The organism is Rhizobium sp. YTUHZ044, assembly GCF_051123975.1.
Classification (GTDB): Bacteria; Pseudomonadota; Alphaproteobacteria; order Rhizobiales; family Rhizobiaceae; genus Rhizobium.
Genome location: NZ_CP101426.1, coordinates 4,175,836 through 4,195,693 on the forward strand (window position 1 = coordinate 4,175,836; position 19,858 = coordinate 4,195,693).

The 19,858-nt window shown below is 61.3% G+C and carries 17 protein-coding genes; 11 read left to right on the forward strand and 6 right to left on the reverse strand.

What is annotated here, in order from left to right:
• The first annotated feature begins 60 nt into the window (after positions 1-60).
• The gene (locus tag NL154_RS20460) at positions 61-468 is read left to right on the forward strand and encodes a hypothetical protein (RefSeq protein ID WP_210632696.1); all 408 of its coding nucleotides are present in this window, start codon (positions 61-63) and stop codon (positions 466-468) included.
• Here the strand turns inward: NL154_RS20460 and phaR are convergent.
• Positions 463-1,038 (reverse strand): polyhydroxyalkanoate synthesis repressor PhaR, encoded by a 576-nt coding sequence (gene phaR / locus NL154_RS20465; RefSeq protein ID WP_210632697.1) that lies wholly within the window; start codon positions 1,036-1,038, stop codon positions 463-465. The two genes, NL154_RS20460 and phaR, sit on opposite strands and share 6 nt — an antisense overlap.
• A gap of 236 nt (positions 1,039-1,274) precedes the next feature.
• Between phaR and NL154_RS20470 the strand changes: the two genes are divergently transcribed.
• Positions 1,275-2,456 (forward strand): acetyl-CoA C-acetyltransferase, encoded by a 1,182-nt coding sequence (locus NL154_RS20470; RefSeq protein WP_210632698.1) that lies wholly within the window; start codon positions 1,275-1,277, stop codon positions 2,454-2,456.
• 69 nt (positions 2,457-2,525) lie between these two features.
• Positions 2,526-3,251 (forward strand): beta-ketoacyl-ACP reductase, encoded by a 726-nt coding sequence (locus NL154_RS20475; protein WP_210632699.1) that lies wholly within the window; start codon positions 2,526-2,528, stop codon positions 3,249-3,251.
• 381 nt (positions 3,252-3,632) lie between these two features.
• Here NL154_RS20475 and NL154_RS20480 read toward each other — a convergent pair whose 3' ends face one another.
• Both NL154_RS20480 and NL154_RS20485 read right to left on the reverse strand, forming a co-directional pair.
• Positions 3,633-3,893 carry a YMGG-like glycine zipper-containing protein gene (locus tag NL154_RS20480; protein WP_009991900.1) on the reverse strand — a complete coding sequence of 87 codons (261 nt, stop codon included), beginning with the start codon at positions 3,891-3,893 and terminating at the stop codon, positions 3,633-3,635.
• Positions 3,894-3,920: 27 nt separating this feature from the next.
• A complete protein-coding gene (locus NL154_RS20485; RefSeq protein WP_003543790.1) occupies positions 3,921-4,076 on the reverse strand; it encodes a DUF3309 family protein in 156 nt (51 codons plus the stop codon).
• A gap of 797 nt (positions 4,077-4,873) precedes the next feature.
• Here NL154_RS20485 and NL154_RS20490 point away from each other — a divergent pair.
• The 5 genes from NL154_RS20490 (at position 4,874) to NL154_RS20510 (ending at position 11,196) form a co-directional block, all read left to right on the forward strand.
• Entirely contained in the window at positions 4,874-8,056 is a 3,183-nt protein-coding gene (locus NL154_RS20490) for a helicase-related protein (RefSeq protein ID WP_434733263.1), read from the forward strand.
• Positions 8,057-8,058: 2 nt separating this feature from the next.
• The gene (locus NL154_RS20495) at positions 8,059-8,463 is read left to right on the forward strand and encodes an RNA-binding S4 domain-containing protein (protein ID WP_221146190.1); all 405 of its coding nucleotides are present in this window, start codon (positions 8,059-8,061) and stop codon (positions 8,461-8,463) included.
• Between the two features lie 190 nt (positions 8,464-8,653).
• Complete coding sequence (fdxA, locus tag NL154_RS20500) at positions 8,654-8,992, forward strand: ferredoxin FdxA (RefSeq protein ID WP_011427210.1); 339 nt, start codon at positions 8,654-8,656, stop codon at positions 8,990-8,992.
• Positions 8,993-9,386: 394 nt separating this feature from the next.
• Positions 9,387-9,959: a CarD family transcriptional regulator gene (locus NL154_RS20505; RefSeq protein WP_011427211.1), complete on the forward strand. Its 573-nt coding sequence runs from the start codon at positions 9,387-9,389 to the stop codon at positions 9,957-9,959.
• 373 nt (positions 9,960-10,332) lie between these two features.
• Positions 10,333-11,196 (forward strand): RNA polymerase factor sigma-32, encoded by an 864-nt coding sequence (locus tag NL154_RS20510; protein WP_011427212.1) that lies wholly within the window; start codon positions 10,333-10,335, stop codon positions 11,194-11,196.
• A 52-nt stretch (positions 11,197-11,248) separates the two neighbouring features.
• On the opposite strand, the gene NL154_RS20515 is transcribed toward NL154_RS20510, so the two are convergent.
• Positions 11,249-12,793 carry a M48 family metalloprotease gene (locus tag NL154_RS20515; protein ID WP_221154802.1) on the reverse strand — a complete coding sequence of 515 codons (1,545 nt, stop codon included), beginning with the start codon at positions 12,791-12,793 and terminating at the stop codon, positions 11,249-11,251.
• Between the two features lie 383 nt (positions 12,794-13,176).
• A complete protein-coding gene (locus NL154_RS20520) occupies positions 13,177-14,715 on the reverse strand; it encodes an MDR family MFS transporter (protein WP_221146192.1) in 1,539 nt (512 codons plus the stop codon).
• Positions 14,716-14,829: 114 nt separating this feature from the next.
• Between NL154_RS20520 and NL154_RS20525 the strand changes: the two genes are divergently transcribed.
• From NL154_RS20525 to NL154_RS20535, 3 genes are all read left to right on the forward strand, one after another.
• A complete protein-coding gene (locus NL154_RS20525; protein ID WP_210632704.1) occupies positions 14,830-15,357 on the forward strand; it encodes a MarR family winged helix-turn-helix transcriptional regulator in 528 nt (175 codons plus the stop codon).
• A 63-nt stretch (positions 15,358-15,420) separates the two neighbouring features.
• On the forward strand, positions 15,421-16,071 hold the full coding sequence (locus tag NL154_RS20530) for a thiamine diphosphokinase (RefSeq protein WP_221122919.1): 651 nt from the start codon (positions 15,421-15,423) through the stop codon (positions 16,069-16,071).
• Positions 16,072-16,074: 3 nt separating this feature from the next.
• A complete protein-coding gene (locus NL154_RS20535) occupies positions 16,075-17,895 on the forward strand; it encodes an ABC-F family ATP-binding cassette domain-containing protein (protein ID WP_434733264.1) in 1,821 nt (606 codons plus the stop codon).
• Positions 17,896-17,957: 62 nt separating this feature from the next.
• On the opposite strand, the gene NL154_RS20540 is transcribed toward NL154_RS20535, so the two are convergent.
• Positions 17,958-19,817, reverse strand: a complete 1,860-nt coding sequence (locus tag NL154_RS20540) for an ABC transporter ATP-binding protein/permease (RefSeq protein WP_434733265.1) — start codon at positions 19,815-19,817, stop codon at positions 17,958-17,960.
• Positions 19,818-19,858 lie beyond the last annotated feature (41 nt).

The window sequence follows — 19,858 nt, forward strand, 5'->3', positions numbered from 1 at the left end:
AATCACTTGCGGTGAGACAACGGTTTGCGGCAGTATTCTTTCTCCGCTGGGAGATTGCCGATGGTAGCCGCAATGCCGCTGATGATTATTCCGTTTATTCTTTACAATCTGGCGATGCTCGGCCTGATGGGCGACGGCGGCATCGCAGCCTTGCAGCATAACATCATCGTGCTGTCGATGCTCTCGGGTGCGACCTGGAGCATGGCGCTCGGCGATCTCTTCATCGTCGTTGCGCTCATCGTGCTGTTCTTCGAAATCCTGAAAGCAACGCGAACCGGGCCCGGCAACCTCTTGAACCATATCTTGTCGATGCTGGTCTTCATCGCCTTCCTGGTCGAGTTTCTTCTCGTCCAGGGCGCCGCGACACAGGTGTTCTTCATTTTGATGACGATCGCTCTGATCGATGTGATCGGGGGTTTTGCCGTTTCGATCCGAAGCGCCGGGCGGGATGTCTCTATCGGACTATAGGTTGTCGAGCTTGTTCTGAAGGGCGCGGAGCTGTTCCTTCAGTTCGTCGATATCCTTGGCTTCGGCCTTGCGGCTTTCCTTGGCCGCCGGCGGTGTCATGAAAGGCGAGAACATCTGCATTGCCTGCTGAAACAGCTCGGTATTGCGGCGAACCTGGTCCTCGACCATCTGCATCGGCAATTGCAGGTTCTTGCCGAGCGGCGTCTCGCCGAAGGCACGGTTTACCTGTTCGCGCATCTGTGCCTGCTGTTCGCTGAAGGCGCGCATAGAATGTTCGAGGAAGCTCGGCACGACCATCTGCATCTGGTCACCATAATAGGTGATCAGCTGGCGCAGGAAGGAGATCGGGAGCAGCGTGTTGCCGGTTTTCGATTCCTGCTCGAAGATGATCTGCGTCAGCACCGAATGGGTGATATCGTCCCCGCTTTTTGCGTCCTGGACGGTAAAGTCTTCGCCCCTCTTTACCATCTCCGCCAGATCTTCCAGCGTCACATAGGTGCTGGTGCCTGTATTGTACAGGCGGCGATTGGCGTATTTCTTGATGACAATCTGACCCTCATGCTTCGCCATATCAGTCTCCTGAACCCCCGTCTGATTTATGGATCTTCCTCCACTTCAGACTGTAAACGCAAAAGAAGGCTGGTGACAATCTCTTTGTGCGTTGCGGCAAACCTTTAGCAGATCAAACGAATCGGCGTTGACTGCTGCCGCGAAAATGGCGGCGGCCGGTCTTCCCGTTTGACTTGTGCTCAAAGCTTTGCCAGTTTCCCCTTATGTAAGTGGGACGAAAAACGAGGAGCCTCCCCATGAGCAATTCATCCGTCGTCATCGCCAGCGCAGGTCGGACAGCCGTCGGCTCGTTCAACGGCGCTTTTGCAACGGTCCCCGCGCATGAACTCGGCGCGGCCGTCATCAAGGGGGCGCTCGCGCGCGCCGGCGTCGATGCCGGCGAGGTGGATGAGGTGATCCTCGGCCAGGTGCTGGCGGCGGGCGAAGGCCAGAACCCGGCCCGCCAGGCGGCGATCAAGGCCGGCCTTCCGAAGGAAACGACGGCCTGGGGCGTCAACCAGCTCTGCGGCTCGGGCCTGCGCGCAGTCGCGCTCGGCATGCAGCAGATTGCCACCGGCGACGCCAGGATCATCGTTGCCGGCGGCCAGGAATCCATGTCGATGGCGCCGCATGCCGCGCATTTGCGCAGCGGCACGAAGATGGGCGACATGAAGATGGTCGACACGATGATCAAGGACGGCCTCACCGACGCTTTTCACGGCTACCATATGGGCATCACCGCCGAGAACGTCGCACGGCAGTGGCAGCTGTCGCGCGACGATCAGGATCAGTTCGCCGTCGCCTCGCAGAATAAGGCAGAGGCGGCTCAGAAGGCCGGCCGCTTCACCGACGAGATCATTCCCTACATCATCCAGACACGGAAGGGCGACGTGACCGTCGATTCCGACGAATATATCCGCCACGGCGCGACGCTCGAGGCGATGGGCAAGCTTCGCCCCGCCTTCGACAAGGAAGGCACGGTTACCGCCGCCAATGCCTCCGGCCTCAACGACGGCGCTGCCGCCGCCGTGCTGATGAGTGAGGCGGAAGCGACCCGGCGCGGCATTCAGCCGCTTGCCCGCATCGTTTCCTGGGCAACGGCCGGCGTCGATCCGTCGATCATGGGCACCGGCCCGATCCCCGCGTCGCGCAAGGCGCTCGAAAAGGCCGGCTGGTCTGTGAACGATCTCGATCTTGTGGAGGCCAACGAGGCCTTCGCGGCACAGGCTTGCGCTGTCAGCAAGGATCTCGGCTGGGATCCGTCGATCGTCAACGTCAATGGCGGGGCGATTGCGATCGGCCATCCGATCGGCGCCTCCGGGGCGCGCATTCTCAACACGCTGCTGTTCGAGATGAAGCGCCGCGGCGCGAAGAAGGGCCTCGCCACGCTTTGCATCGGCGGCGGCATGGGCGTCGCCATGTGCTTTGAAGCACTTTAAATAGCATGCAATCCGTCATTGATTGAAATGCCGCCACGAGCGGGCGAAAACACAGAGGGGGAGCGGAACATGAGCAGAGTGGCTCTGGTCACCGGAGGTACACGCGGCATCGGCGCAGCGATATCCATGGCGCTGAAAAATGCCGGCTACAGGGTTGCGGCCACTTACGCCGGCAATGACGAGAAGGCTCATGCCTTCCACGACGTCACCGGCGTTGCGGTATTCAAATGGGATGTTTCAGACTACGCTGCCTGCGGTGAAGGGATCACCAAGGTCGAACGCGAGATCGGGCCGGTCGAGATCCTCGTCAACAATGCCGGCATCACCCGCGACGCAATGTTCCACAAGATGACGCCGCAGCAGTGGCACGAGGTGATCAACACCAACCTGACCGGTCTGTTCAACATGACGCATCAGGTCTGGAGCGGCATGCGCGACCGCGGCTTCGGCCGCATCGTCAATATCTCGTCGATCAACGGCCAGAAGGGCCAGATGGGCCAGGCGAACTATTCGGCGGCCAAGGCCGGCGATCTCGGCTTTACCAAGGCGCTTGCCCAGGAAGGGGCTGCGAAAAACATCACCGTCAATGCCATCTGCCCCGGTTATATCGGAACGGAAATGGTGCTTGCCGTGCCGGAGAAGGTACTGAATGAACGCATCATTCCGCAGATCCCGGTCGGCCGTCTCGGCGAGCCCGAAGAGATTGCCCGCTGCGTTACCTTCCTCGTCTCCGACGATGCTGGTTTCATCACCGGTTCGACGCTGACGGCCAATGGCGGGCAATTCTTCGTTTAAGATAGGACGAACGTGTGTCGATTTGCAAAGGCGCGTTGCAGAACGCGCCTTTGCTTTTGTTCGGGAGGGCAGAAGCGGTTGCCGGTGTTCCGGTCTCGATCAACCCGAATCATGGCCGGCATTCGCTGCCGCGAGCGATCTCTGCTACCAAGACAAGAGATGAGACCGCGGTTGTCAGGAAAGCCGCGGCGACGAGAATGACGACGGTGGAATTGTCGGGCGATGGCGCCTGCCCTGCGCGTACGAGGTAAATATGCGGCTAGCTAATGGGCGTTGGTGGATTTGACTTTCATGACCGATCGTCAACGTCACGTTGACGGACGTGTCGGCAAAGAAAAACGGGCGCAGAAGCGCCCGTTGGGAGTCCGATATGTGATGCGATCAGTAACGGCAACGCGCCTCGTAGCGGCGGCCGTAGCGATCGCGATAGATGCAGTAGCCGCGGCGTTCGACCGACTGGCCGATGAGAGCGCCGGTCAGGCCGCCGGCAACGGCGCCGACTGCGGCACCGCCCCAGCTGTTGGTGACGGCACCGCCGATGACTGCACCGGTGCCGGCGCCGATCGCCGTGCCCTGCTCGGTCGCGGTGCAGGATGCGAGAGCGCCCACGAGCGCGCCGATAAGAACAATCTTCTTCATCATGTCGTAACTCCCCAGGTTAGTCGGGCTTTAGATGCGGCCCATTAGTACAAGGATAATGATAATGACCAGAACTAGCCCCAAACCGCCGGAAGGTCCATAGCCCCAGCCACGGCTATAACCCCAGTTCGGCAGGGCTCCGATCAGGAGCAGAATGAGGATAACGAGAAGTATCGTGCCAAGCATGGTGTTTTTCCTTCATTTCATCTGCAATCTGAATGGACAAGAAACACACATTGGCGATTTTTGTTCCCGGTTGGGCGCGCGAATTAGGATGCGACGCGATTCATGGTTTGTGATCCGTCACCCCTGGCAAAAGGCCCGTATGGTTAAAAAGACATTGAAATCCAACATGTTGCGGCGAACAAAGCAGGAAGATCACGATGGCTCCGATTCGTCGGTGATTCGTTCCGTTTTTGATCGGTCCGACGGGCAAGCGGGTCAGGCTTAAGGCTGTGTGAATTTGCTCGCCGGAAGATTAACACCGACGTGACGAGATCTTGCCGCCTGCCCCGCATCTAGCGGGCGGAACATGACGACGCCACCAGATATGGCCGTGAACGAAAGGGGAAAGCAGAGCAGTCGGCGATTCGTCGCCGATTCGTTCCGGATTTGATCGAGACGTTAATTTCGGCGGATTTTTCCCTTGGCAAAAAGCGAATGACAGACCTCCGGCAGGGTCACAAAATGCGAACCGGAGAGAGTCCCGCGATTCAGCATTTAGTAGGAAAAAGTGATTCAAAATCAATACTTAGCCGTGAACAAAAGCTGAATCAGCAGGAGTCAGCGATTCGTCTCTGATTCGTTCTCACGCTGTTCCGAATCGGAAATGCGGACCGTCCGGACGACTCGCAAAAGTCGCAATCCCCGACGCATTTTGAAATCTGCCCTTGCGTTTGCGGCAGTAGCTGTCCATGTGTTCTGTGCCTCCATCGAGATGGCAAAACTTTTCCCGGGGCGCGCCTGCCTCACTTGCATGGACCATGACTCTGACTTCGCAGCCGATGATTCTCAGCGGGCGCGGTGTGACCGCGGTGCTTGGACCAACCAATACCGGCAAGACCCATTATGCCATCGAGCGCATGGTCGCACATGGGACCGGCGTGATTGGCCTGCCACTCAGGCTTTTGGCCCGCGAGGTCTATACGCGGGTGGTGGAGAAGGTCGGCTTGCAGAACGTGGCTCTGGTCACGGGCGAAGAAAAGATTTCGCCGCCCAATGCGCGTTTTTCCGTTTGCACGGTCGAGGCGATGCCGCGGGAGACCAAAGCCGCCTTTGTCGCGATCGACGAGGTCCAGCTCGCCGGCGATCTCGAGCGTGGCCATATCTTCACCGACCGTATCCTGCACCTTCGCGGCCGGGATGAGACGCTGCTTCTGGGCGCGGGGACAATGCGGCCGATCCTGCAGCAGATCCTGCCCGGCGTCACGATCGTCGAGCGGCCACGGCTTTCGCATCTCCTTTACGCCGGGCAGAAGAAGATCACCCGGCTGCCGCAGCGCTCGGCCATCGTCGCCTTTTCCGCCGATGAGGTCTATGCCATCGCCGAGCTCATCCGCCGGCAGCGCGGCGGCGCGGCGGTCGTGCTGGGGGCGCTGAGCCCGCGCACCCGCAATGCGCAGGTCGCGCTCTATCAGGCGGGCGACGTCGAATATCTGGTGGCGACCGATGCGATCGGCATGGGCCTCAACCTCGACGTCGATCACGTCGCCTTCGCCCAGGACCGGAAATTCGACGGCTACCAGTTCCGCAACCTCAATCCGGCCGAGCTCGGCCAGATCGCCGGCCGCGCCGGGCGGCACGTGCGGGACGGCACCTTCGGTGTCACCGGCCAAGTCTCGCCCTTCGACGAGGAAGTGGTGCAGCGCATCGAGGGACATGAATTCGACAACGTCAAGGTTCTGCAGTGGCGCACGACGGAGATGGATTTCTCCTCAATTCAGTCGCTGCGCGCCAGCCTGGAGGCCGGGCCGCGCGTGCCCGGGCTGACGCGGGCGCTGCCGGCGGTCGATCAGCAGGCGCTCGAGCAGCTTTCGCGCTATCCCGAAGTGATCGACCTCGCCGACAGGCCGGCCCGCGTCGAAAAACTCTGGGAGGCTTGCGCGCTGCCCGACTACCGGCGTATCACTCCGGCCCAACATGCCGATCTTATTTCGACCCTCTTTTCCGATCTCGTGCGCTATGGCACGGTGAACGAGCAGTTTCTTGCGGAGCAGGTTCATCGCTCGGATCGAACTGATGGGGAAATTGACACGCTTTCGGCGCGAATCGCGCAGATAAGGACCTGGACCTACGTTTCGAATCGGCCCGGCTGGCTTGCCGATCCGACACATTGGCAGGAAAAGACGCGGGAAATCGAAGATCGATTGTCCGATGCGTTACATGAAAGGTTGACGAAACGCTTTGTTGATCGCAGGACATCTGTGCTCATGAAGCGCCTGAGAGAGAATGCGATGCTGGAAGCTGAAATCAGTGTGAATGGCGATGTCTTCGTTGAAGGACATCATGTAGGGCAGTTGAGCGGATTCCGTTTCACCCCGGTGGGGGGAACGGATGGACCGGATGCCAAGGCGGTTCAGGCTGCGTCGCAGAAGGCGCTCGCGCTCGAGTTCGAGGCCCGTGCGGCCCGGCTGCATGCCGCGGGCAATAGCGATCTGGCGATCGGTTCGGATGGCTTGATCCGTTGGCTCGGCGATCCCGTGGCGCGGCTTTCCGGCAGCGATCACGTCATGCGGCCGCGCGTGATCCTGCTCGCCGACGAGCAGTTGACGGGCAATGCCCGCGATCACGTCGCCGCCCGTATCGAACGTTTCGTCAATCATCACATCAGCACGGTATTGAAAGCGCTCGATGATCTGTCGCGCGCCGAGGATCTGCAGGGCCTCGCCAAGGGACTTGCCTTCCAGCTGGTCGAAAATCTCGGCGTGCTCTTCCGCCGCGACGTCACCGAAGAGGTGAAGTCGCTGGATCAGGAGGCTCGCGCCTCCATGCGCCGCTACGGCGTGCGTTTCGGTGCCTATCATATCTTTGTTCCGGCCCTTCTGAAGCCGGCACCTGCCGAACTGATCACGCTGCTCTGGGCGTTGAAGAACGACGGTCTCGACAAGCCGGGCTACGGCGATCTCATCCCCGTGCTTGCCGCCGGCCGCACCTCGGTCGTCACCGATCCGAGCTTCGAGCGGATGTTCTACAAGCTCGCCGGCTTCCGCTTCCTCGGCAAGCGCGCCGTGCGCATCGACATTCTGGAGCGGCTTGCCGATATCATCCGTCCGCTGCTGCAATGGAAGCCCGGTCAGAGCAATCGTCCGGAGGGCGCCTATGACGGTCGCCGTTTCACGACGACGACGGCGATGCTGTCGATTCTCGGGGCGACGCTCGAGGACATGGAAGAGATCCTCAAGGGCCTCGGCTATCGCGCCGATGCCGTGAAGGCGGAAGAGGCGTCGGCCCATCTTGCGGCGCAGGACGCGGCTTCAGCCCCTGCCGCCTCCGCGGAAACATCCGCGGAAGAAGCGGCAGAAAAAGCCGATCACGATGATGCCGACGGAGCGACGGAAGAGGCTGTTTCCGAGCCGACCCAAGCCGAGCCGGCTTCGACGGCGGCCGACGTCCCCGCCACAGAAGCGAACGACAGCAACGCTGCGGCCGAAGTGACCGAGGCAACCGCTTCGGCAGAGACTGCCGCCTCCGGGGAAGCTGGCGAGCCGGCGGAACCGAAGCCGGTTCTTTTGTGGCGTCTCGGCGGCCGCAATGACAACCATCGCCAAGCACGCGGCGGCCATGGCGAACGCCGGGGCGGCCAGAACCAGGAGCGCGGCGAACGCAATCGCCGTCCGAACGGCGGTGAAGGCGGCGAAGGCAATCGCGGCGGCGACGGGCGCGACAACCGCCACGGCCGCGGCAAGGACGGTGGCGGCCGTGACGGTGGCAGACCGCAGCAAGCAAGGGGCGAGCGCAAGGACCAGCCGCGCGGTGATCGTCAGGACCGTGGCGATCGGAAGGACCGCGGCGAGCGGAACGATCGCAATGACCGTAACGACCGCAACAACAATCGCGGCGCCCAGCCGCTGCGCTTCGAGGCCAAGCCGCCGCGCAAGGAGAAGCCGATCGATCCGGATTCTCCCTTCGCCAAGCTCGCAGCTCTCAAGGAACAGATGAAGAAGTAATCATGGGCGGGGAGACACAGCCGGCAAGCGGTTCGCGCCAGCGCATCGACAAGTGGCTGTTTTTCACGCGCATGGTGAAGTCGCGCTCGCTGGCCCAGAGTCACGTCCAGTCGGGGCACGTGCGCATCAACGGCGAGCGCTGCAGTCACCCGAGCCAGATGGTCAAGCCGGGTGACCGCGTCGAACTGACGCTGGAGCGGCGCGATGTCATTCTCATCGTGCGTCTCGCCGGGGAGCGGCGGGGTCCCTACGAGGAGGCCCGCCTGCTCTACGACGACCAATCCCCGCCGCCGGATGAGACAAAACGTCTCACGCCGTACGAGCAAGCGACCCGGGGGACGGGTACCGGCCGTCCGACCAAAAAGGAAAGACGTGCAATCGACAGGCTGATGTCGGACGAGGATTAGAAAACTCTGTCTGTGGCGGCGGCTTTGCAGATCGTTTACCCTTGAAATCCGGCGCTAAAGCCGATAGGTCACTGACAACCTGCCGGAAGCGTGCTTGCCTGCCAAGCCTGTCCACGCTTCGCCCGGCACGGGGATAGGCGCGACGTTCCAGGTTGCCCGGCCCCATCCGCTTGAAATCCTGGAGTTCTTCATGACCTATGTCGTGACCGACAATTGCATCAAGTGCAAATATACCGATTGCGTGGAAGTCTGCCCTGTCGACTGCTTTTATGAAGGCGAGAATTTTCTCGTCATCCATCCGGACGAATGCATCGATTGCGGCGTCTGCGAACCGGAATGTCCCGCCGAGGCGATCAAGCCGGATACCGAGCCGGGCCTCGACAAGTGGCTCAAGATCAATACCGAATATGCCAGCATCTGGCCGAATATCACGGTCAAGAAGGATCCGTTGCCGGAGGCCAAGGAAATGGACGGCCAGACCGGAAAATTCGAGAAATATTTCTCCGAAAAACCGGGTTCCGGCGATTAAGACGGCTGTCCGATTTCGTCGCCGGATGCGGGCCGTTGAGCGGTGAAACGTTTTAAATCCTGCGTCTGGCATATGGGTGATCTGTGTTGCCCGCATGACTCAAGATGAAGCAAATTATTGATTTCCTCATATTTTTGTGATAGGTTTCGCCTACTGTTCCATTTGTGGCATGACGCATGCCCAAAACCATCACGAAAGCAAAACCAATCCGTACGCGGTTTCCGTGACATATCAACGCTTTGAGCGCCGGGTCCCCAGATCGCGCGCAAGAAGCCCTTGCTTTTGCCTGATGGGACCAGAGTGAAGTCACCCGACGGATGCAACCGTCTCAACCGGGCCTGACTGACCCGGCTCCGGCCGCCGCCGGAAGCGTAACAGGGAGTTTTTGAATAGAATGACGACTCAGCAGAAAAAGCCTTCTACAGCACGTCACGGCTTCAAGACCGGTGAATCGATCGTCTACCCCGCTCATGGCGTCGGTACCATCACCGCTATCGAAGAGCAAGAAGTTGCCGGCATGAAGCTCGAACTTTTCGTTATCGATTTCGAAAAGGACAAGATGCGCCTGAAAGTTCCGGTCGCGAAGGCGATGAGCATCGGAATGCGCAAGCTTTCGGAAACGGATTTCGTCGATCGTGCGTTGAAGGTTGTGCAGGGCAAGGCGCGCGTCAAGCGCACCATGTGGTCCCGCCGCGCCCAGGAATATGATGCCAAGATCAATTCCGGTGATCTGATTTCCATCGCTGAAGTCGTGCGTGATCTCTATCGTGCAGAGAACCAGCCCGAGCAGTCCTATTCCGAGCGCCAGCTCTACGAAGCAGCGCTCGATCGCATGGCGCGCGAAATCGCCGCTGTCAACAAGATGTCGGAAACCGAAGCCGTCCGCCTCGTCGAGACCAATCTCAACAAGGGTCCGAAGCGCGGCAAGGCGATTGAAGAAGACGATTCGCAGGACGAAGCCGCTTAAGGCAAGCCTGTCTCTCCCAAAAAAACCCGGCCGTCGCGCCGGGTTTTTTATTGGAACTTTTTCCCGACTGACGCGTTTACCACACGTAATTGCGGACTGCTCGTCGGGCGCAAACTCGTCGGGCGAACTGCTATTCCGTCAATATTCGGTGAGGAGCGGATCATGCCTTTTCAATATTGCCCGTTCGGCAACGTGAAGAAACAGGTCCGACCCAGCCGTCTTAGCGGCACGTGATGAGAGATAGGGCCTCTCCCTGAAAAGTCCAGGGGTGAGGCCCTTTTGCATTCGGAACCCCATTCAGTCCGGACAGCGATGTTCCGGAACGTGAGTTTTATTGTCCATTTTGAGGGCGAAGGCCTTTCGGGAGATCGAAATGAAGAACATGTCTGCAGATCGGCGCATGATCAAAATCGCGATGGCCGCCCCCTATCTCGCCCGTCAGGAAGAGCATGATCTCGCCACCCGCTGGAAAGATCACGATGATCGCGGTGCACGCAACCAAATCGCCATGGCGCATATGCGGCTGGTTATCTCCATGGCTGGCAAGTTCCGCAATTTCGGTCTGCCGATGAGCGACCTCGTGCAAGAGGGCTATGTGGGCCTGCTGGAAGCCGCCGCGCGTTTCGAACCGGAACGTGACGTGCGCTTTTCGACCTATGCCAGCTGGTGGATCAGGGCGTCGATCCAGGACTATATCCTGCGCAACTGGTCGATCGTGCGCGGCGGCACCAGTTCGGCGCAGAAGGCGCTGTTCTTCAATCTGCGCCGTCTGCGCGCCAAGCTCGCGAGAGGCGATACGCAACTGACTCTGCAATCCATTCATCAGGAAATCGCCGCTGCCCTCGGCGTCAGCCTCGCCGATGTCCAGACCATGGATGCCAGGCTTTCCGGCAACGACGCTTCGCTGCAGGCGCCTTCCGTCTCCGGCGATGCCGAGAGCGCGGAAAAGATGGATTTCCTCGTCAGCGACGATCCGCTGCCGGACGAGCAGGTTTCCAATATGATCGACGGCGAGCGCCGCCGCGTCTGGCTCGCTTCGGCGCTGAAACATCTCAACGAACGTGAGATGAAGATCATCAGCGCCCGGCGCCTGGCGGAAGACGGCGCCACGCTCGAAGAACTCGGCGCCGATCTCGGCATTTCCAAGGAGCGCGTGCGCCAGATCGAAAGCCGGGCGATGGAAAAGCTTCGTAGCGCGCTGGTCAGCGCCGACCCGCATATGGCGGCCTACGCCTGAACTTCTTTACCCTCCAGCAGCACTGCCTGGCCCGGCGCAAGCCGGGCTTTTTTCATTCGGCGATGATTTTGACGCGATCGCCAGGGGAAACGGCCGCACCCGTCGGCAGGGCATTGATGAGCTTGAAGAGATCAAGCTTGCGATCGGTGCCCATCATGCGCGCGGCAAGCGTCGAGATGTTCTCGCCTGGCCGGACCGTGACGACACGAATGCGCAGCGGCTTCAGCGAGGCTGCCTCCGCCGGTGTCATGCGCCGGAAACTGGCGCGCAGAACATTGGCCGTCGGTTCGAGGGCGTCGCTGCCCTTCGGTACGGCGGTCAGGAAACGGAAGATCTGCGCATTGTTGCGGATGACGGTGACATCGAAATCCCAGCGGTCGGCACTTGCGCGAGCGGTGGCTGCTTCCATGCCATTGACGGTGATCTGTTGAATGGTCGATGGGTCGAGACCGGTCACCCAGCCGCTGGAGATATAGTTTGTGAGGCTCTGGTTCTGGTTGTCGGCAACGCCATCGAAGCGGACGGCGATGTCGTTGGGGCCGGTGGCCATCACGGCTTCGACCTTATTGTCGATCTTGAAGTCCGCCGGTACGTCGAAGCGGATGCCGAGGCCGCCATGCAGGAAAGTCTGGCCGCGTACGTAGCCTTCTTCCGGACTGTCGCCATAGAGCAGGCCGTCAATGCCATCGAGATAATAGTCGCGACCCTTGTCGCCGACCCTCCCTTCCTGGCCGAAGGCGCGCGCATGGGTGCGGGCAAGCTCGATGCGCTGGGCGGAGTTCGGATGGCTCGAGAGGAAGTCGAGGCTCTGGTCGGCTTCCGGGTCGACCGACATGAAGCGGCTGTAGGCCGCCATCGAATCGAGGAAACGGGCGGCGGCATAGGGGTCGTAACCGGCTTCGCCGAGCATGCGCACGCCGATGACATCGGCCTGCAGCTCCTGCTGGCGGGAGAAAGCGGCAAGCCTGAGCTTGCCCCGAGCAAGCGCCTGCTTGCCGGCGATGTCGCTCGATAGGACCTCGGCGACGACGCGGCTGGCGATGACTTCGGCTTCTTCGCGCTTCTGCCGCTCGATACCGTGATTCGCTGTCACGTGGCCCATTTCGTGCGACAGCACAGCGGCGACTTCCGAGGCGTCGTTGGCAAGGGCAAGCAGACCGCGGGTGACGTAGAGGTAACCGCCCGGCAGCGCGAAGGCGTTGATCGCAGGCGAGTTCAGGATGGTGATACGGTAGGACTGGCTCGGATTTTCCGACACCGCCGTCAGCGCGCCGGCAATGCGGGCGACGAGGCGCTCGGTCTTGGCATCCTTGTATTCGCCGCCGTAGCTTGCCACGATGCGCGGATGCTCGCGGGCACCCATCGCCGCGCGCGGATCGTTCTTCTGCACCTCGTCGACGATCTGCGGATTGGAGGAAGGCGAGATGCTCGGCTGGTAGGATTGTTCGATCAGCGACTGACACCCGTTCAGCGCCATTCCGACGGTTGAAAGCAGCATCAGGCGGCGGGCGAAGCGCCGCGTCGCAGAGATGACATCACTGGAAAGCGCGGGCGATTTCCACGTCGTCAAGCTGTCCAGTCTGGTTCTCTGCATCATGTCGCTGTTTTGCCGGTTTGCCGCAGATGGAGACCGGCCTTGGCAAGGGGAACTCAACAGGTGCGCACCCCTGATCTCGCGCCGCATGCTAGGCCGATACACGTCGTTGCTGTAACTGATTTACGCATCGGTTGCATAGCGAGACTCTGTTTAATTGTGGCGCCGTTGCATTTTAGCAAGCCTCAGGCATCGAGGTCTCCCTTCGCTCGGATGAAATTATGGCGAAAGTTCCGTCACCAGTCATAGATTTGTCAGAGGCGCGGAAAAAGAACGGCATGATTGAAGCAACAGGTGGGATAACGGCAGCCCTGCGAGAAAATCGCAACTTTTGATCTATCTATGCGATAGAGAACGTCTGCTGGTGCATATTCCCATTATGTAGTCTATTCCGCCGCTTCCGCCGCCGCCGATTGCGGTCGCTTCGTTTCGCCGGTGCGCGGCAGTTGCACGGGCTTCAGCGTCATTGCGGCAGCAAGGCCGATCAGGGCAATGGCGCAGGAAGTCATGAAAAGGGGCGAGAAGGCGGCGGCATAGACATCTGCGACGGCCTGGCGGCTCGCTGCGGGAAGGGCGGCCATCATCTTCGGCGTCAGCTGTTCGATATCGGCAACATCGGCAATGGGAGCGCCGACCTTGCCGAGCCCGGAGGCGATGATCGCGCCATAGATTGATATGGCGATCGAGGCCCCGCCCATGCGCGAGAGTGTCACCGAGCCGGTGGCGGCGCCGACGTCGCGGGCGGGGGCGGCATTCTGCACGCCGATGACGGGGACCTGCTGCGCAAGGCCGATGCCGATGCCATGCAGCATCATGATCGCGCCGATGAAGGCGATCGGCGTTCCCGCATGGACCTGCGACATCAGCGCGAAGGCAATGGCGCTGCAGGTGAGGCTTGCGATGGCGAAGGGTTTGTAGCGACCGGTCATCGAGATGATACGCCCGGCCGACAGCGACCCGCAGACGAGACCCCCGGTCAGCAGAATGAAGAGAAGGCCGGCGGCCGATGGCGAAAGGCCGGTCGTCGTCTGCAGGAAGAGAGCGAGATAGTTGACCATGCCGATGGCGATGGCGCCGCCCATCACCGATATTACCAGCAGCAGGCTGAAGGTTGAATTGCGGAAGAGCTGCAGCGGAACGATCGGCTCCGGCGCGCGGCGCTCGACGAACACCCAGGTGACGGCGCAGACGGCGCCGAAGGCGACGATCCCGATACTCTGTGGTGAGATCATCGAGCCGAACAATTCGCTGCTGTCTGTGGCAAGCACGATGCTCGTCGTCGTCAGCGCGATCAGCAGCGCGCCGGCATAATCGATCTTCGGGCGCCGATGCGGCTTGCGGTAGGGCAGCATGAAGGCAAGCCCGGTGAGCACGACGAAACCGATCGGCACGTTGACGAGGAAGATCGAGCGCCAGCCGAAGAGATCGCTCATCGTCCCCCCGAGCACCGGGCCGATCGCGCCTGAAGCCATCAGCACGAGGCTGGAATAGCTTTGATAGCGCGCCCGCTCGCGCGGCTCGAACAGATCGGCGTTGACGGCAAAGATCGACACCATGATGCCGCCACCGCCGAGGCCCTGCAGCACACGAGCGGCGATCAGCGTATTCATCGAGACAGCCAGGCCGCAGACTGCGGAGCCGACGGTGAAGATTCCGATCGCCGTCATCATCACATATTTGCGGCCGAAGAGATCGCCGAGCTTGCCGTAGAGCGGCATGACGGCGCTGAGCGCCAACAGGTAGGCCGAGCCGATCCAGCCGAAACGCTCGAGATGGCCGAACTCGCCGACAATTGTCGGCAACGCCGTGGAGACGATCTGATTATCAAGCGTCGCCATGAACATGGCGGTCATCAGAAAGAAGAAGAGGATAAGCCGGCGACGAGGGTCCGTCACGAGCGGCGCAGGCGCGGGTTGCATGTCCATGAGGCATATTTCCGGGTTCGAACTATTTTATGTGCTATCAGCATGTAATTGTCAACGGCACATGAGTGACCCCGGCATATTCAATTTTGACCTCCGCTCTGCTATGGTTCGGTCATGAATGAGACGCTGACGAAGATCCTGTCCAACAGTCGGGCCGAGCCGGACGATGAGAACCTGCCTCGCATCGGCAGGAGCATGGCGCGCATGCGCCTGATGACCGGCCGACGGCTGATCGGCAGGCTGGCGATCCAGAGCGCCGCACCGGGGCTTGAGCTCTCCCACCTCGACGTGCTCGACGCCGTGCGCCGGGCTGGGTCGCCCGGCGAGGTCACCGTCGGCTTGATCGCGGAGATGCTGCGCATCGACCCGTCGCGCGCGAGCCGGGTGGTGGCCGAGATGGTCGGACGCAACGTCTTGCGGCGCGAAGCCTCCCAGGCCGACGCGCGGCGGATCGTCGTCGTCATCACCGACGCTGGCCAGGCGCTGCTTGCCGAGATCCATGCGCAGAAAATGGCCATTATCTCCGAGATCGTCTCCGATTGGCCACGCGAGGATATAGAGCGTTTCGCGACGCTGTTCGAACGTTTCATCGGTGGCTACGAGGCAATCTTTCTCTCGCGCGACAAGGACACGCCCGGTTGAGGCGAAAGCCGTCCGTCGGTGCCCCTTCCCCTCGCCCCCCCGTTTGCGCTAAGGGCAGTGCCCATGAGCCAATCCACCTTCACCATTCTGCTCGGCGGCGAACTCAGCCTGACGGAACGCCTGCGCCACGCGATCGGCGGCAGCCGCTTCATCGCGGCCGATGGCGGCATGCGGCATGCGATGGCGCTTGGTGTCATGCCTGAGCTCTGGGTCGGCGATTTCGATTCGACGCCCCCCGAGCTCGAAGCGGGTTTTCTCGATGTGCCGAAACAGCCCTATCCCGCAGCGAAGGCGGCAACGGACGGCGAAATCGCCGTATCGGAAGCGATCGCACGTGGCGCGCGGCGGCTGATCCTCGCCGGCGCGCTCGCCGGCGAACGCTCCGACCATGCGCTTCAGCATCTGCTGTCGGCTGTCGGCTTGGCGGAAAAGGGTTTCGACGTACTGCTGACCTCGGGCAAGGAAGAGGCAGTGCCGCTGGTTCCCGGCACGATCGAGCTCGATCTTCCCAAAGGCAGCCTGTTTTCCGTGCCCGGATTTGGGCCGCTGACCGGACTTTCTATCGAGAATGCGCGTTATCCGCTCACCGATTTCCATCTGCCTTTCGGCTCGTCGCGCACCATTTCAAATGTCGCGGAAGGCAAGGTTCGCCTTTCGCTCGAGAACGGCCGGGCGATCGTGCTTGCCCGCCCCTATGATCTTTCCGGAGTCTGATTTTTGGCCCCTCCCATTCTGAAACTCGACGATATCTTCCTGAGCTTTGGCGGCGCACCGCTGCTGGCGGGCGCTTCCCTGCAGGTCGAGCACGGCGACAAGATCTGTCTCGTCGGCCGTAACGGCTCGGGAAAATCGACGCTGCTGAAGATCGCCGCCGGCCTGGTCGAGGCGCAGTCCGGCGAAGTTTTCCGTCATCCGTCCTCGACGGTGCGCTATCTCGAACAGGCGCCGGACTTTGCCAGTTTCAGCACCGTTCAGGCCTATGCCGAGGCTGGTCTGGGACCCGGCGACGATCCCTATCGCGTCACCTATCTTCTGTCCCACCTCGGCCTCACCGGTGAGGAGGATCCAAATACCCTTTCCGGCGGTGAATCGCGACGGGCCGCCCTTGCCCGCGTGCTGGCGCCGGAGCCCGACATTCTCCTGCTCGACGAGCCGACCAACCATCTCGACCTGCCGACCATCGAATGGCTGGAAGGCGAGTTGCAAAAGACGCGCAGCGCCCTGGTGCTGATCTCGCACGACCGGCGGTTCCTCGAAAAAGTTTCGACGGCAACCGTCTGGCTCGATCGCGGCGCCTCGCGCCGGCTCGACAGGGGCTTTGCGCATTTCGAAGCCTGGCGCGACCAGGTGCTGGAGGCCGAGGAGCTCGAGCAGCACAAGCTCGGCAAGGCAATCGAGCGCGAGGAGCACTGGCTGCGCTACGGCGTCACGGCCCGGCGCAAGCGCAATATGCGCCGTCTCGGCGAGCTGCAGACGATGCGTTCGCAATATCGTGGCCACAAGGGCCCGCAGGGCACGGTGCAGGCGACGATTTCGGATGCGCAGGAATCCGGCAAGCTGGTGATCGAGGTCGAGAAGATCACCAAGAGCTTCGGCGACCGGGCAATCGTCACACCGTTCTCGATCCGCGTCCATCGCGGCGATTGCATCGGTCTCGTCGGGCCGAACGGCGCCGGCAAGACGACGCTCCTGAAAATGCTGACCGGCCAGCTTTCGCCGGACGGCGGCACGGTGAAGCTGGGCACCAACCTGGAGATCGCCACCCTCGACCAGAAGCGCGAGGACCTCAACCCCGAGGAGACGCTTGCAAACTACCTGACCGACGGGCGCGGCGAAAACCTGCTCGTCAATGGCGAGCAGCGCCACGTCACCGGCTACATGAAAGAATTCCTGTTCCAGCCGGAGCAGGCGCGAACACCGATCAAGAGCCTCTCCGGCGGCGAGCGCGCCCGGCTGATGCTGGCGCGCATCCTGGCGCGCCCGGCAAACCTCCTGATCCTTGACGAACCGACCAACGATCTCGACATCGAGACGCTCGACCTCCTGCAGGAAATCGTCGCCGGCTTTCCCGGCACCGTCATCCTCGTCAGCCACGATCGTGACTTTCTCGACCGCACCGTAACCTCGACGATCGCGCCCGCCGTGCCGGATGCGCCCGACGGCCGATGGATCGAATATGCCGGCGGCTATACGGACATGTTGGCGCAGCGCAAGGGCGCTCTCGAAGAGCGCAGGAAAGCCGAGAAAGCGGCGGAGAAACCGAAGACCCAGGAGACAACAGCTTCCGGCGCAGCCTCGAAGGGCAAGCTTTCCTTCAAGCAGAAATTCGCGCTGGACAATCTGCCGAAGGAAATGGCCAAGGCCGAGGCCGAGATCGCCAAGCGCGAACTTGTCATGGCCGATCCCAATCTCTTCACGCGCGACCCCGTTGCCTTCAACCGCCTTGCAGGCGAGATGGAGAAGCTGCGAGTCAGCCTGACCAAGATGGAAGAGGAATGGCTGGAGCTCGAAATGCTGCGGGAAGAACTGGAGGGCTGAGCTCTCGCACTCAGCCGCTTGCGTCACGTTGCAGGCAGGGGTCCTGCCGATAAGGGGGCGTCCTAAAGCGCCGGCGCGGGGACGGCGGCTGCGCCGGCACTGGCGCTGGCGCCGGTGGTCTGGGCGACCTGCTGCTGCGGCTCTTCGGATCTCGAGGGCAGAGCCTGCAGATGCAGCACCCGGGGCTGCAACGCCTCCAGATAAGTTTCAGAGCGGCCGATATAGATCATGCCGGTTTCGGGCATCGAAGTCAGCACGCTGCACATCGTTTCCTGCCATTCCGGCTCCATGCCCTCGAGCACTTCGTCGAAGATGATCCAGCGCGGGCGCACCAGCAGCAGGCGCGCGAAGCCGATCGCCTTCTGTTCATCGCCGTCGAGCAGCTTGTCCCAGCGGGCGCGGGTATCGAGCCTTGCGATCAGAGAGTGCAGGCCGGCCTTTTCAAGGGCCGCCTCGACCGCAGCTTGCTCGTAGGCATCGGCGCTTTCGGGGAAGGCCAACGCCTCGCGCAACGTGCCGCCCGGAATATAGGCGATTTGCGGAACGAACAGCATGTCGTCGATCGGCGGCAGACCCATCGTGCCGCTGCCGCACGGCCAGAGCCCGGCCAAGGCCTGGAACAGCAGCTTGCGGTTGACGCTATGATCGCCGTTGATCATGATTTTTTCGCCGGCCTTGATCACGATATCGGTTTCTCGCAGGCGAAAACCGCCGCATTCCTCGATGTCTTCGCCGATCTTGGCATTGATCACCACATCCTTCAGCGTCAGCCTGTCGGCGGCGGTGTCTTCATAGGCGATGCTTCCCTTCACGCCAAAGCCCTCGTCCATGTCGAGCAGCGCCTGGCGGAAGTCGGTGACACGCATCAGCGTGGCACGCCATTCGGCGATCGGGCCGAAATTGGCGACATACCAGCGCAACGCCGTATTGACCTGGTTGAAGGCGCCGACCGACATCATCAGCTGGCCGAGGGTGAGGCCGCCGGAAAAATAGGCGGGTGCGGCAACGATGATCGGAATGACGATCACCAGCCAGCCGTAGCCGGCCGAAACCCAGGTGAGATTGGTATTGGCCATGGCGAGCCGCTTGACGACCCTCAGTACCGAGCTGATGTCGGTATTGATACGCCGGCGCTCATTCTCCTCGCCGCGGGCAACGGTGATCGCCGGCATGTTCTCGTTGGCATGCATCAGCGTGAAACGAAGCTCGGCCTCCTTCGAGAACCGGTCAGCATTGAGCTTGACCAGCTTGCGGCCGACGACCTGGCTCAGCACCGAGGCGGAAGCTGCATAGAAAATCGCCGCCCAGACCATATAGCCCGGTATGGAGAAGCTGTGGCCGCTGATGTGGAAGATGAAGCCGCTCGAAAGCTCCCAGAGCACGCCGATGAAGCTCACCAGAAGAATGGTCGATTGCAGCAGGCCGAGGACGAGTCCCGTCGTGCTTTCGGCGAGGTTGCGGGAATCCTCATGCAGGCGCTGGTCCGGGTTGACGCCGATCAGGCCGCTGGAGGCGAGCCGCAGCGCCCGCTTGCGCTTCAGCCACTGGTCGACGAGATCGCGTGACAGGCCTTCGCGCATATAGAGCGCGGTCATCTGGTTCAGCCAAGCCTGCAGCACATTGAGCAGCAGCAGCGTGCCGGCGATCATCGCGAAGATTTCGAGCTGGTGGAAGAATTCGCCGAGGTCGCGGCGCTCGAGCGAATCGTAGAAGGGGGCGTTCCACTCGTTGAGGATGACCTGGCCATAGGCCGTCGCCAGGATGACGAGGATCAGCACGGTCGCCAGAAACAGCACCTTGCCACGAACTTGCGAATTCCAGAATGCTGAGAACATCACACCGAGGCGATATGTCAGGCTGAAATCATACCCTACCCTATCCTGCTTCCGGATGCCCGGCCTCCCTTCGATCTTGTCTGCCATCACGCTTTTCCAACACCGCCCATACTGTCATTATTAACATG